10 protein-coding genes and 1 riboswitch are annotated in these 14,771 nt (G+C 48.0%); of the genes, 5 read left to right on the top strand and 5 right to left on the bottom strand.

The features are described 5' to 3' along the window. Positions 1 to 4: 4 nt before the first annotated feature. Positions 5 to 1,246, bottom strand: a complete 1,242-nt coding sequence (locus JOE49_RS03990; protein ID WP_337194219.1) for a Ger(x)C family spore germination protein — start codon at positions 1,244 to 1,246, stop codon at positions 5 to 7. Then, positions 1,224 to 2,858 (bottom strand): spore germination protein, encoded by a 1,635-nt coding sequence (locus JOE49_RS03995; protein ID WP_160789017.1) that lies wholly within the window; start codon positions 2,856 to 2,858, stop codon positions 1,224 to 1,226. The genes JOE49_RS03990 and JOE49_RS03995 overlap by 23 nt, the downstream gene beginning before the upstream one ends. Before the next feature lie 224 nt (positions 2,859 to 3,082). On the opposite strand from JOE49_RS03995, the gene JOE49_RS04000 reads away from it, so the two are divergent. Next, entirely contained in the window at positions 3,083 to 4,186 is a 1,104-nt protein-coding gene (locus tag JOE49_RS04000) for a GGDEF domain-containing protein (protein ID WP_209940601.1), read from the top strand. A 55-nt stretch (positions 4,187 to 4,241) separates the two neighbouring features. On the opposite strand, the gene JOE49_RS04005 is transcribed toward JOE49_RS04000, so the two are convergent. Together JOE49_RS04005 and JOE49_RS04010 are read right to left on the bottom strand one after the other, a co-directional pair. Next, positions 4,242 to 4,715: an Rrf2 family transcriptional regulator gene (locus JOE49_RS04005; protein ID WP_013312437.1), complete on the bottom strand. Its 474-nt coding sequence runs from the start codon at positions 4,713 to 4,715 to the stop codon at positions 4,242 to 4,244. Between the two features lie 66 nt (positions 4,716 to 4,781). Further along, on the bottom strand, positions 4,782 to 7,742 hold the full coding sequence (locus JOE49_RS04010) for a glycoside hydrolase family 3 protein (RefSeq protein WP_209940602.1): 2,961 nt from the start codon (positions 7,740 to 7,742) through the stop codon (positions 4,782 to 4,784). 234 nt (positions 7,743 to 7,976) lie between these two features. Between JOE49_RS04010 and JOE49_RS04015 the strand changes: the two genes are divergently transcribed. The 4 genes from JOE49_RS04015 (at position 7,977) to metE (ending at position 14,033) form a co-directional block, all read left to right on the top strand. After that, positions 7,977 to 8,447 (top strand): AbrB/MazE/SpoVT family DNA-binding domain-containing protein, encoded by a 471-nt coding sequence (locus JOE49_RS04015; protein ID WP_209940603.1) that lies wholly within the window; start codon positions 7,977 to 7,979, stop codon positions 8,445 to 8,447. Between the two features lie 291 nt (positions 8,448 to 8,738). After that, positions 8,739 to 10,688 carry an anaerobic ribonucleoside triphosphate reductase gene (locus JOE49_RS04020; RefSeq protein WP_023990817.1) on the top strand — a complete coding sequence of 650 codons (1,950 nt, stop codon included), beginning with the start codon at positions 8,739 to 8,741 and terminating at the stop codon, positions 10,686 to 10,688. Continuing rightward, the gene (nrdG, locus tag JOE49_RS04025) at positions 10,685 to 11,182 is read left to right on the top strand and encodes an anaerobic ribonucleoside-triphosphate reductase activating protein (RefSeq protein WP_023990818.1); all 498 of its coding nucleotides are present in this window, start codon (positions 10,685 to 10,687) and stop codon (positions 11,180 to 11,182) included. The genes JOE49_RS04020 and nrdG overlap by 4 nt, the downstream gene beginning before the upstream one ends. Before the next feature lie 176 nt (positions 11,183 to 11,358). Continuing rightward, positions 11,359 to 11,554, top strand: a riboswitch (cobalamin riboswitch). A gap of 160 nt (positions 11,555 to 11,714) precedes the next feature. After that, positions 11,715 to 14,033: a 5-methyltetrahydropteroyltriglutamate--homocysteine S-methyltransferase gene (gene metE, locus JOE49_RS04030; protein WP_209940604.1), complete on the top strand. Its 2,319-nt coding sequence runs from the start codon at positions 11,715 to 11,717 to the stop codon at positions 14,031 to 14,033. A gap of 86 nt (positions 14,034 to 14,119) precedes the next feature. On the opposite strand, the gene JOE49_RS04035 is transcribed toward metE, so the two are convergent. Next, the gene (locus JOE49_RS04035; RefSeq protein WP_209940605.1) at positions 14,120 to 14,653 is read right to left on the bottom strand and encodes a DUF6985 domain-containing protein; all 534 of its coding nucleotides are present in this window, start codon (positions 14,651 to 14,653) and stop codon (positions 14,120 to 14,122) included. Positions 14,654 to 14,771: the final 118 nt, after the last annotated feature.

The following is a 14,771-nucleotide window of genomic DNA, read 5'->3' on the forward strand; positions in this document are numbered from 1 at the left end:
TTCACTAATTGGACTCTCCCTTCGAATAAGGGTTAGTCCGTGACTGTGTATGCTTCAGTACCGAAGTCACCTGAACACGAACGGTGCTTTCTGCAAAATAGCGGTTCCATTCAGGTGAGAGTTTTTTCCACTGTTCAGGATGGCTTTTCTCCAGTGCATGGCCTAGGCCGAGTACATCACTACGGCTACGCTGAACCTCCTTAACCGTTGAAGTAATCACTTTTTTTGTTTCCTCTCCCCACTGTTTCTGCAAGCTATACATAACCTCTGGACTTTTTAAGTCAATCGAGCACTCGGCTTCCTGAATCGTCCCGGTCTGCTCCAAATTAATAACAAAAACCGGCTTCCCTTGCTCGATCAGACTGTGTACATGGGTTTTAGAATACAAGGTTTCGATTCCAATGATTTCACCTTTTTTGCCGCAGCTCAACGCGGTTTCAGCACTTTTCACCTTGTTATTCACCATAGATAGTCCCAACGCTTGGTCATCGTCCAGCCATTGGATGAGACGATCCTTCTGGAACACTCCCATACCCTTGATGCTAACAATCGCTTCGGGCAAAATACTATCCACGTTAGCCTTAAGGTGGGCCTGCTCCAAATTACCTTCTACTTCTACACCAGTAAGGACAGGGCCACTACCTTTATTGGACATACTCCGGATAACATCGTCTAGACTCACTGCGTAATCCCCGGCGTACATACGCTGGGACGCTTCCAGCTTACCCGAGATATCATTAGCAGGAATACGACCGATTGCAGTCATGGATGCCAGTACGTTCTTGGCCGTTTCACCGCGTGCTACCAGCATTTTCATCGTTAGTCGGGGCTCCGCAGCCCTTTCCAAATAATCCAACGTATCCCCGATACCACGTCGAGCCAGCTTTTCTCCAAAAACGACAATCCTCGCATGGGCCAGAGAAACTACCCGCGGAATCTTCTGTGAAGCTTTGCGAATTACTTGAAAAAGGTTGCTTCCCTTTTGCTGATACAGCACGACTGGGGTATTTCCTCGGGCCTTAGCCCCGGCAATTTCATCCGCTACGATAATCTGTAGGGAAACCTCATAATCCGATTCCCCATCCGCATCAATGCCTATAGCCGCGACTACTGCCCGCTGGTTCAACTCCACTGAATCCCAGCAGCCAGAGAGAAGCGGCATGACTAGTAGCCCCACCAAACTCAGCATCCATATTCTCCATTTAAAGGTTACTGCGCTTCGTTCACTCCCCTTCTCCAGATGCACCCTGAGCGCCCCCCTCCCGCATCGGTGAAGTTTTATCGGAAGGGGAAATCCCGCTTCCATCCTTCATTCGTGTCTGATTCGTTGATGTAATACTTTTAGGACGTTTCCGCATCATCCAAAACGGCATTCGCAATACGGCATCCTTTTGACTCTCCAGCACAAAGGGGCTGAAAGGGGCCATATAGGGCACCCCAAAGGAGCGAAGGCTATTCATATGAGCGATCAGCGCAATGAGCCCCAACGTAATGCCATACAGCCCCATAAATGCAGCCAGCACCATAAAAACAAACCGGAACAGTCTCCCGGCTACCGCCATGTTATATGTCGGAATCGCGTAGCTGGCAATCCCCGTCAGCGCTACTACAATCGTGAGCAGCGGGGTGACAATTCCAGCCTCCACAGCCGCTTGTCCCAATACAAGCGCACCGATAACGGATACCGTTTGTCCGCCCACACGGGGCATTCGAATACCGGCTTCTCGCAAGATTTCAAAAGTGATTTCCAGAATAAACGCCTCCAGAAAGGCCGGAAAAGGAACGGATTCCCGCTGCGCTAGTATACTGATGAGCAGTGGGGTTGGTATCATTTCATAATGATAAGTGGTTAAGGCGATGTAGAGAGAAGGCCCCAAAATCAGAATAATAAAGCTGATATACCGGATGACACGGACGACAGTTGCCATGTCGTAACGTTCTGAATAATCGGAAGAACTTTGAAAAAATTGAGCAAATACAGTAGGCATTACCAGTACAAATGGATTCCCATCCACGATGAGTGCCACCCGACCCTCCATAATGTTGCTACTTATCGTATCTGGTCTTTCCGAGTTATAGATCGTTGGAAAAGGTGTGAGATTTTGGTCCTGTATCATCTCTTCTACCATGCCGGATTCAAATATGGCGTCAATATTGATGGCTTTTATCCGTTCGCGAACTTCATCTACAACACTTGAATCTGCAATATTCTTCATATACAGTATGGCCACATTCGTGAGGGACGTACTTCCCACTTTGAACATCTCCATCGTAAGATCGGAGCTTTTAATACGCCGACGTACAAGAGAGACGTTCGTGAACAGGGATTCCACAAATCCATCCTTCGGCCCCTGAACGACAGACTGTGTGGAGGGCTCGTTAACCGCCCGCGTCTCTCCTCCACGTGTGCCGCATGCGATGGTTTTTATACAGCCTTCCAGTAAAATGATCGTATCTCCCATCAAGAGTTGTTCCATCATGGAATCCCAATCATCGCACTCCTTCACTTCACCCAGTTCCAGCGCGTGAGCCTGTATCCGATTGTAAAGCTCTTCTGCACTTTCCACCTCAGCAGCCACCTCGGCAGATGGGCGGCTAAGCAATGATTTCATGACGAGTTCATTCACCGTATCCGTCTTGACCATACTATCTAGAAATACAATAGCGGCGGGTACATCCGCCTTCAGTCCCACATTAAAACGGCGAATCAAGAAGTCTGGGCTGTTTGACGTCGATTCCTTAATTTGCTGCAAGTTGGTATCCACATGAGCCTCGATCTTTAAAGAACGTGAAGAATTTTTATTATTCTTGTCCGCACCCGACTTTTTATTATGTTTGCGATAGGGATAGCGAATCATGAGCAAACCTCATCTCCAGTAAGGCAGCAATAGATACCGCCTATTTTTCCTTATTCTTGTATCTTTGGAGTATGCTCAATCTATTCCCAGTTATGCACCAAACACGTGAACGAAACGTTATAAGCGCATCAGCGTAATAAATTTCAATAAATTCTTCATTTTCAAGCTTAATGTCAGTTTTTTTGATAAAATGAAGAAATATGCCTCTCGGGAGGGTTAGCATCTTGTTCAGTACGTTTTTTGTAAATACCTGTATCCTTGTCACCTTTTTGTACATAACTGGCCTCATATCACAAAGATATAAAATCCGTCTGCACACCTTGAAGCGTAAGATACATTGGATCGGAGGCGGCCTTTTTGGGTGCTATGGCATTGTTATGATGTACTATTCAATTCCAGTAGGATTTAATACGATTGCCGATCTTCGTCATTTGGCCATCGTAGCTACCGCAACGTACATCGGCGCCCCAGCAACGCTCATGGCTACCCTATTTATATGTGTAGGTAGATTATTGCTGTTTGGTATCAACACTCAAGCCATCGTAGGCGCTATTTTTATGATGCTCGTTGGGCTGGGGTGCGCTTTATTGTCACATCTGTCCTGGTCACGTTTACCCAAGCTGATGATTATGAACGTTTTTGCTATGGGCATTATATTCTGTTCCCTTATGATTAATTTGAAGAATCTTGATGATGTTCTGCATGTTTATCCGCTCCAATTATTCATATCCATGATCGGCGGATGTCTTCTGTACCTCATTGCTGAATCTATCAACACATCCAATGAGCTATTACTTCGACTGGAGCATACCTCCTACACAGACCATCTCACTAATTTAAGCAACAGAAGACAGCTTGAGTTTTCATTGGAAGAGAAGCTCCCTCAAGCTCGTCAACGTCATGAGCACTTATCTGTACTGGTGTTGGATATTGATCACTTCAAGGAAGTCAACGACACCTATGGGCATGCGGCAGGAGATGCAGTGCTGCGCCAGCTTGGGCAGATTCTAATGGAAAAATGTCGTCCTAATGATGTAGTCACCCGCAGCGGGGGGGAAGAATTCACCGTGCTTTTGCCAAATTGTGCTTTTCGGCAAGCGTTGCGAATAGCTAATCAGATTCTTAGTGGAGTAAATCAGCACGAGTTTATTTTAGCGGATGGTCTTGTTCTTAAGGTCACGGTGTCCATCGGTGTGACGACATTTCCTGGTACCGGGGAAGATATGTCCGGGGCAGCCCTGTTGGAGCAGGCAGATAAAGCACTATACGAAGCTAAAAATGCAGGACGTAACCGGGTTTGCTCATATGAAACATACTTTGAGGCATGACCATTTCATAGAAATAGCCGATACAACCCTCTTTTGAGAGTCGTATCGGCTATTATCATTTTGAATCTTCATTATGATTGCATTTTCCCACCACGAGTGATGTACGATTGGCAAGCGAAGCCAGCGTATGGGACCCCCATACTTCCAGCATACGTCGTTCGCTCTCGGCTAAAATTTCGGATACGGCTATCGCCAACTCCTCACAAAAAGGATTGGTTTCCGGTTCATGCATCATACCCGGGAAAATCGGATCACATATTTCAATGGCGTGGTATATATCGGCAAGTGTAATATGGTCGGCCGAACGGGTAAGCACATAGCCTCCCTCACGACCTTCGCGTGCTGCAATCAAATCTGCCTGTACAAGTCGCGTCAGCACCCTGCGCACCAAAGTGACTTCGCAGTCAATGGAACGGGCAATAGAACCGCTGGCACAGAGTTCTCCGTGCTTTTCCAAATAGACAAGCGCCTTTACCGCCACCCCAAGCCATTTGGGCGTTGCGGTGCGTAGTCGTTTTTCACTATTCAAATGAGATGACACCCCTAAGCTGTAGAAACTTCGTTGAATGCATTGTACGTGATGTCAGAAGTAAGTTCAAGCCTGAAAGCCGGAATCCTCTGTAGCATTAGCGCCCAAAGTAAAATGAGCTAGCCGCACTTCCCCGCTCAACAACAGGTATACATCACGTGTGCCAGAGACTGAATGTACCGCTTCCGAAAGCGTAACCCATGCTTGCGCCCCTCCTGTATTGCCCACGTTCACACGTGCCACAGCTTCGCTGTCCGGTGCATCCAAACGCAACTCAAATGTGGCATCGCTACTGTTGCCTGACACGCGACACTGAAGCTCGACCACACTCACCGTATCCATGTCTACGCCATGAAAGGCAATCCAACCGGAACGTTGAGGTATGCGCGGACGTACACAGGCCTCCCTTTGCTCCTTGCTTTCATCCAGTACGATGTCGGAGCAATCATCAAAGTTTTCAGCGCGGATACTTCGTCCAGCTTGGCGTGGTGGAATAACTTCGCCACGAACGTACACAGGGTGCTCCAACCGGATATCCGCTGAGGAAGCGCCTGCAAGCAGTGTATATTCACCCGATTCAACGCAATAGCAATCCCGTGTAACATCCCAAATCGCCCAATCCTTCATCCGAATCGTAAAGGAAACCGTTCGCGTCTCGCCTGCCTCTAAGCGAATACGTTGAAAACCGTACAATGTCTTCAATGGTCGCTTTACTCGTGAGGCACCAGGCCGTGCATAGAGTTGTACAACCTCTTCACCAGCAGCTACGCCCCTATTCGTCACCTCTACCCACACCTGGAGCGTATCCACGGCATCCAGTGCAGCAATAGATTTTACGCTATCCTTTGGGGCATCCGTACGCAGGTCATTATATTCAAAAGGCGAATACGTCAATCCATGGCCAAACGGATACAAGGATTCACCTTCAAAATATTGATAGGTACGACCGCCGCGAATAATATCGTAATCTTTGATGTCGCCCAATTGATCCTCGCTCTGAACCCAGGTCATGTTCAAACGCCCCGCTGGCGCGTAGTCTCCAAATAACACATCCGCTATTGCTGTACCATGCTCTTGTCCCGCATGAGACGTGTATACGATCGCTGGAATATGCTCCTGAACCCAAGGGATGGCAAATGGATAGCTGCCCGTCAGAACCACAATCGTATTCGGATTGACGCGATACACTTCCTCGATAAGCCGTTGCTGGGAAGCTGCCAGTTCCAAGCCTGGACGGTCATTCTCTTCCTTTCCATTGATGAGCGGGTGATTTCCAACAAATACAATTGCTGTATCTGCCGCTTGCGCAGCGGCTATCGCTTCCGCTAAACCATCTGACACCGTCTCTACCTGGAATGTTTGGCTCTGTCCTAAAAATGTCGAGGATGTCGAGGATGTCGAGGCGTTACTCTCTACAGCGTTAAGTGCAGATTTTTCAGCCTCCACTACCTTTAATGAGCCCTCCGTTCCGGCAATCACTGGTTTGCCATTCCATGTTGTCCACAGATGCTCTCCTTGTCCAACAGGAGTCAGCCCAAAGACCTCTTTGACATACCAGCCATACGCTTCATCAGCTGTAACACGGAGCGTTTCCTCATCACTCGTCACGTAAGTACCCAGATGCTCATCATGTAACGTCACACTGCCATAGCCCCAATCCGTCATGGTCAATACTGTGGGCTCTCCATCCTGGGACAGGCGCATCTCACCGGAAGAATCGACTGTGAGCTTCGCTCCGTCATTCACCGCCGTCAAGGTCACGCGATTCTTACCGTCACGGTACACGACGCGTTCCTTCGTGTCCTCGCCTTCCAGCTTGGCGCGAATCGCCTCCAGCGGTGTAACCCGGTAGGGCAGCGTACCGGAATACCAGTCGCGGTACACCTCATTGCCATGCGTACCAATGACCGCTACTTTGCCACACCGGGCAGGGTTCAATGGCAAGAGTTCATGCTCATTTTTAAGCAGTACGATCTGCTCCCTCGCCGCACGCAACGACAATTCACGGGCTTGCTCTGTCATGAGAGCCTCCTCTCCGATCAAGGCATAAGGATTGTCTGCCGCCGGGTCGAATTCCCCCAAACGAAAACGGACACGGAACGTATGGAACAATGCCCGATCCAAGTCTTCTTCTTGTAGCATTCCTTGCGCCAAAGCTTCTCGAATCGCCTGCTTGGAGAGCTCCGCATCATCTGTAATGCTGTCAATTCCCGCCCGAATAGATTCGGCCACGCCAAGCGTATGGGAATCGTAATACTGATGATCGTTGACAATCCCCATGACATCACCCGCATCACTTACAACAAAGCCGTCCATCCCCCATTCGTCCCTGACAATATCGTTAACCCCATGATATAACGTAGCAGGCGTTCCATTAATCAGGTTGTAAGAAGTCATCATCGACTGTGCGCCGCCTTCCGTAAAAGGCTTTTCAAAAGCTCTTAGGTAATATTCTCGCAGGTTTCGCGGGTCTATACTGGAGGAGCCACTTCCCCGATCCACTTCATTGTTGTTACCCAGAAAATGTTTTAAAGTGGCAACCGCTTTCAAATATACCGGATGATCCCCCTGTATCCCCTTGACTAACTCCTTTGACAACTCTCCCGTCAAATACGGATCTTCACCGTAAGCTTCCTCATTGCGTCCCCATCTCGGGTCACGCTCCATATCCACCGTAGGTGCCCACAGGGTCAGACCGTTTAATTTGGGATCACGACGATAGTAAACACGTGCCTCATCTGCGATAACAGAGCCGATGAGGCGCATTAATTCCGTATCCCAAGTACATGCCAATCCTACAGGCTGAGGAAATGAAGTCGCCTCACCTAACCACGCTATCCCGTGTGCCGCTTCCGTACCGTGCTTGTAAGCTGCGACTCCCAGTCGGTCAATGGCCGGCTGGTATTGCAACATGGATTCAACCTTTTCCTCCAAGGTTAGTCGCGAAACGAGATCCCGTACACGCTCATCCAGATGAATCTTCGGATCTTGAAATAAATATTCGATACCCGTTGTTTCATGACTCATATCCGTCATCTCCTTAGCTTAATTAAGATGATAAAAAGTTCATTTATGAAAGCGTTTTAATATATCATAGCTAAAAAGGGGTACCCCGGCAACAATACCGAAAACATCCTATACTGGTTGAAAGAGAGACCGCAGCATAAAGACAAAAAAAGTTGTATTTTACCTTCAATATACAAAGCTAAAAATAATATTTTTTGGTATAATCAGGATATATCACTGAAGGAGGAAGCGCTAATGAAAAATACCGGAATGACAAGGCCTCTGGATCAATTGGGGCGGATTGTACTCCCTAAGGAAATGCGCACTACAATGGATATCAATATCGGTGATTCACTTGAATTTTTCGTAGATGAAGAAGGGTTTGTACTAAGAAAATACACCGGTGTCTCCTGCAAATTTTGCGGCGCAGTGGATTATTTAACTTATTTTCGCGACAGCTTTATTTGCGCAGAGTGCATCCAGGTATTAAAGACCGATGAAAATGTGCATGCCACAAGCACCGATGCTATCCAGGCTCAAGAAGATTCTAAGCCGACCCGAACCAATACAACCTGGCAACCCAAGCAATCTAGAGTGCAGCAAGGTGAAATGGTAAAAAAGCTACGCAAGCTGATTCAGGAACACCCGAACCTGCCACAAAAAGTATATGCCGAAATGCTAGATATTTCCCAAGGCCGGGTGTCCCAGTTGAAAAAGCTACTCTAAACCTTCTCAAAACAATATCCCAAGATCCTATACTATGTACTCGCAAGCCTATCATTTTCATCGCAACTACGATGGCCAGATATAGAGTAAGATACATATCCGTGGATGTGTCCCTTACTCTGTATCTGGCTTTTTTATGCTGCCCGCTCCTACCAATGTGACAATAGTCACATACTCTCAATGTATACGTATATACAATATATAGATCGAAACAATTGGTTAACACAAGATATCATCAATATGTTGTTTTTGTGAAAAATATATATATTTTACTATATGGAGGGTTTTACGATGAAGGTGCTGGAGGAACATCAATTATACGACATCGGCGAGCGGGTCATTGGGGCACAAGATCTGGACATGCTGCGGGAGAATGCAAATTTGAATGGAGAATCGTTCAGCGGCAAAATGAGCAAGCTTGGGTCCGAGTATGCCAAATGGTATGCGCGCCTGCGGGTACTTCCGCCTGAACTGACGAACGCGATTGACCACGGATATGTATATGTTCACGATTTGGACCAATATGCGCTCGGAACTACGAATTGTATCTTTATCCCTTTTGGTCGTTTACTGCGAGACGGCTTCAATACAGGCAACGGCTCTGTGCGCACACCGCAAACGATTATGTCCGCTATGGCACTGGTCGCCATTATTTTCCAATCTCAGCAAAACAGCCAATTCGGAGGTGTCTCCGCCAACAAAATAGATTGGGACCTTGCCCCATACGTTGCCCGGTCCTTCCGCAAACATCTGCGCAAAGGACTTCGGTTGTTCGAGGAAGAGATAGAATCCCATCTGTCTGACGATGAACTACATATGGCCAATCCCCATTTGCAAGAAGTCTGCCCTCGTTCATACGCATTCGCACGCGAAGAAACGGAAACGGAAACCCGGCAGGCTGCTGAATCGCTCATTCATAACCTGAACACCATGAGCAGTCGGGCAGGTGGACAGATTCCATTCACTTCACTGAATTACGGAATGTGCACGTCTGCTGAAGGACGGCTTGTTACTCAATCGCTGCTGGAGGCCACTATTCGCGGCTTGGGCAGCGGGGAAACTCCTATTTTTCCGCAGCATATTTTCCAATGCAAAGAGGGAATCAACCAGGCAGAAGGCGACATCAATTATGATTTGTTCTTACGGGCGGTAGAATGCTCTAGCAGACGGATGTATCCCAATTTTGTGAATGTGGATGCTACCTTCAACTTGCCTTTTTACCGTGCTGATGACCCGGATACCATTATAGCGACAATGGGTTGCCGTACCCGCACCATTTCTGACCGTTTCGGTAGAAACCGGCAGAGTGGCAAGGGAAATCTCTCCTTCAATACCATTAATCTGGTGCGGCTTGGCATTGAGTATGGTATTTGCACAGGCAAACGCCTGACACCTGACCGTGATCGCTTTGATGCGAGACTGGAAGAAGTTATGCGCATTGCGGTGGATGGCCTAATCCATCGCTATCAAATCCAGACCAGCCAACCGGCCAAAGCCTCGGACTTTATGATGCGCGAAGGGGTATGGGAAGGTGGAGAACAACTGGCGCCAGATGATAAGGTGGGAAGCGTACTAAAGCACGGTACGCTTTCGATCGGGTTCATCGGGCTGGCTGAGTGCATGAAGGCACTATACGGGAAACACCACGGGGAGGATGATTTCGTATACCGCGAGGCACAGCGAATCATCACTTCCATGCGCGTGTATTGCGATCGAATGAGTGAATATCACAATTTAAATATTACATTGTTCGCTACGCCTGCCGAAGGTCTGTCGGGCAAGTTCACATTGCTGGATCAACGTGATTTCGGAATTATTCCTGAGGTAAATGATCGAGAATATTACACGAATTCTTTTCATATTCCCGTGTATTATACGCTCCCGGCTGCTCGTAAAATCAGCTTGGAAGCTCCGTTCCATAACCTCTGCAACGCTGGTGCGATTTCATACATCGAACTGGACGGCAATGCGCGGAATAACCCGGATGCGTTTCTTAAAATTGTTCAGTACGCGCTGCATCAGAACATCGGCTATTTCTCTATCAACCACCCGGTGGATCGTTGTACGGAATGTGGTTATGAAGGGATTATCGGGACAAGCTGCCCCCAATGTGGCACAGATGAGGAGCATACACACTTTCAGCGCTTACGTCGGGTAACCGGATATCTGACAGGAGATTATACCGTTCGCTTTAATGCTGCAAAACAGGCAGAAGTTCGAGACCGGGTGAAACATAAGTGAATTTGTGTGGCTACATTCCGGAATCTCTGAACGAAGGATACGGCCTGCGCACTGTCGTGTTTATTAGCGGTTGCCGTCATGCCTGTCCCGGATGCTTTAATCCAGCGTCGTGGAGCTTCCGTGCAGGTGAGCCATTTACACCCCAACGACAACAGGAAGTCATTCGTGACATCATGGATAATCCGTTGTTGGACGGACTGACTCTCTGCGGGGGAGATCCGTTTTTCTCAGCAGCAGAATGCTCGCAATTTGTGCGTGACTTCCGCGAGGCCTGTCCCGACAGAACCGTGTGGGCTTATACTGGCTTTGTCTATGAAGATTTACTCACAGATCAGGAGCGACAGGAGCTAGCGCTTTTGTGCGATGTGATTGTGGATGGTCGTTTTGTAGAACAGCAAAAAGACCTGACCCTTCCCTTCCGGGGCAGTCGCAACCAGCGTCTGGTAGATGTAAAAGCCAGTATTCAGGCAGGCTATACCGTTTCATTGGCTTAACGCGAAGTTTACCCGGCAAGATGCTATATATCTAAGACAAGTCCCCATCATGGGTAAGGCTTGTCTTTTTTTCATATAGCTAACTGTTTCCATTGGAGTTTCTATTGCGCATCCTGTAAGTTTCACTTATGATGGTGAACAAGTATACGAGTGCATAATTATTCGTCATACCTTAACCGCATAGCTTGGAGATAGGTGTCTGTTCTATTCAGATCAGGCTTAAAAGGGAAGCCGGTGCAAATCCGGCACGGTCCCGCCACTGTAAACGGGGAACTTTCAGCTGTTCATATATCCACTGGTCCACAGACCGGGAAGGAATGCTGAGAGTCATGATCCGTAAGTCAGGAGACCTGCCTATTTTAACAACATCGCAAGTACCTACGGAAGATAGGGAGGTGTTAAGAGCAGTCGCCGTATTTTTGATTTTTTAATCACGGAGGCATTCTTTCCCCTACTTATTTTTAACTCTGGGGGAAGAATGCCTTTTTTGGTACGTAAAAATAAAACAGCTACCCACTAGGAGGAAAAGTACATGTCCATTATTGAATGGCCTGAATTGTCCGGCTTGATTAGCAGTAATCTGGGATATCCGCGTATCGGCGAAAACCGGGAATGGAAGAAAGCACTGGAACGCTTCTGGAACGGCAGCATTAACGAAAGCGAACTGCAGACGGAGATGAAAAGATTACGGTTGGAGCATCTGAGCAAGCAGCGTGACAAGGGGATTGATCGCATTCCTGTCGGAGACTTCTCCTATTACGATCACATGCTGGATACATCTGTAATGTTCGGTCTGGTACCCGAACGGTTCAACCATCGTCCCGCAGGTCCGGTTCCTCTGTCCGTATATTTTGGGATCGCTCGTGGACAGAAGGGAGCAACCGCCAGTGAAATGACCAAATGGATGAATACCAATTATCACTACATCGTTCCTGAATTGGCAAACGCAGTCCCGGTGTTCACTGAAAATAAACCCTTACAGGCTTATCGTGAAGCAAAACAAGAACTAGGCATTGATGGGAAACCGGTCCTCATCGGCCCCTATTCATTCGTTACCTTATCCAAAGGCTATGATCGTAAGGATTTGGCCACCATCGTACGAAGCTTCCTGCCACTGTACACCCGTATCCTGTCTGAACTAGCGGCAGAAGGCGTTCAGTGGGTCCAAATCGATGAACCTGTCCTAACCACCTCATTCCCGGCAGAGGATTTGGACATTATTCAGGAAGTCTATGAAGCTTTGACTCAAGCTGCGCCCTCCTTGAATATAATGCTGCAAACCTACTTTGGCAGCCTGGACCATTATGAGCGTCTGTCCGCACTTCCGGTACAGGGGCTGGGTCTTGATTTTGTGTATGATGATGGCGAAAATCTTCAGCATATATTGCAGCATGGCTTCCCTAAAGGAAAAACGCTGGGCGCTGGGGTTATTGACGGGCGCAATATATGGCGAAGCGACCTGAACGCTGTGGCTGCCCTGCTGGGTCAGTTAGCAGAACAAACCACTGCCGCACAGCTTATCGTACAGCCATCATGCAGTCTGCTGCATGTGCCAGTCAGTCTGGAGGCAGAGCACAAGCTGGACAAGGAGCTGGTGCAAGCGCTGGCCTTTGCCGATGAAAAGCTGGAGGAAATCGCCGTCCTGACGGCTGCACTTGGCAAACACGATCCTTCCGCACCCGCCAAGCTTGAGCAAAGTGCGGATGCGGTAGCCCGTTTCAACAGTTCAGCGGCACGCGTACAGACAGCTGCCGATCTGGCCGACCTGTTGGCAAAAGAGCCTCTGTCACGCAGCGTTCCTTTCGCCGAGCGTCGTGAGATTCAGCAAAATAAGCTGAAGTTGCCTCCACTGCCTACGACGACCATTGGTAGCTTCCCGCAAACCGCCGAGATCCGCAAGGCCCGCCTGCACTATCGCAAAGGAGAATGGTCAGCCGAGCAATACCGGGCGTTCATCCAACAGCAAATTAAGGAATGGATTGATATTCAAGAGGACATTGGCATTGACGTGCTTGTTCATGGGGAATTTGAGCGGACCGATATGGTTGAATTTTTTGGCGAAAAGCTGAACGGCTTTGCTTTTACGCAAAACGGATGGGTGCAGTCCTACGGCTCCCGCTGTGTTAAACCGCCGATTATATACGGAGACGTTTCCTTCGATCAGCCCATGACCGTGGAAGAAACGGCATTCGCCCAATCGTTAACCTCCAAGCCTGTTAAGGGAATGCTTACAGGCCCTGTGACCATTTTGAACTGGTCTTTTGAACGTAACGATATTCCTCGTAGTCAAGTTGCTTTACAGTTGGCTCTGGCATTACGGGCAGAGGTAGAGGCACTGGAACAAGCGGGCATCGGCATGATTCAGGTCGATGAGCCTGCAATTCGTGAAGGACTTCCGCTGAAAAAAGAACAACAGCAAGCCTATCTGGATTGGGCGGTTCAAGCCTTCCTTGTGACCACGGCCACCGTTGAGCCTGCGACCCAAATCCATACGCACATGTGCTATTCCGAATTTCAGCATATGATTCAGTCCATCTCCGATATGGATGCCGACGTTATATCTATTGAAACTTCGCGAAGTCACGGAGAACTGATTGTCAGCTTTGAAGATCAGGTATACGACAAGGGCATCGGTCTGGGCGTGTACGATATTCACAGTCCGCGCATCCCCGATGTATCAGAAATGCTAAGCATGATCCAGCGTGCCCTGCGCGTACTGCCATCAGATTTGTTCTGGGTTAATCCGGACTGTGGTCTGAAAACCCGCACCAAGGAGGAATCTATCGCCGCCTTGCGACTAATGGTACAAGCGGCTCAAGCAGCCCGGGCTGCATTGGCTGTATCCAACTAATTTTTTTATCGTATCGAATCGCGCCATCATTTCACCATATCCTATTCCCCTTTCCGGCCCTTTTTGCTAAAAGCCGGGAAGGGGATTTATTCTAGGTCATATAATGTATAAACGCCTTGAATATGCTCCATTTTCATCTCCTTCATATGTACGCCTAAGCCATGTTCTTGATCCCAGGAGCAACTAAAATTCAAATAGAGTTCATCCTTTGCCGATGAGTCGGAAATCAGTATAGACACAAGCTGTATTCGATCCAGCAATTGTTCCGGCCGCTCCACATAAGGCGCATATTCATCTGGGTCCTCTCCCCATATACTGTAAGCATTCCGGTACTTTTCCACTATGCCAGCATAATGATGGTGTATGGACTCCAACACTTGAGGATGAATAGCTGACGAATATTCCATATACTGCTCCCATGTGTTTTTTTGCAACTGTGTAGGTTCTTCTATAGTCTGTGCCTGTTCTTCGGAGTCAGCCCCCACGATAAATTCGACTTCTACTTCCGAGGGCTGCCCGCAAAAATTAAGATGTACTACACCACGCAGAACAATCTCCTCAGATACATCCCAAGACTCATCATCCTGTTCCAGTTCCATATACCAATGTTTCCAATCCACCCTTTACCCACCTCTTCATAAAAAGTAATATTTAACCCTATTGAATACTTTACAATCTATCATTTTAATGAATGAAATTAAAGTAGCATCCTATTTGTGCTTCCAGCCATATTTCGAG

Source organism: Paenibacillus sp. PvR133 (assembly GCF_017833155.1).
GTDB classification, from domain to species: Bacteria; Bacillota; Bacilli; order Paenibacillales; family Paenibacillaceae; genus Paenibacillus; species Paenibacillus polymyxa_B.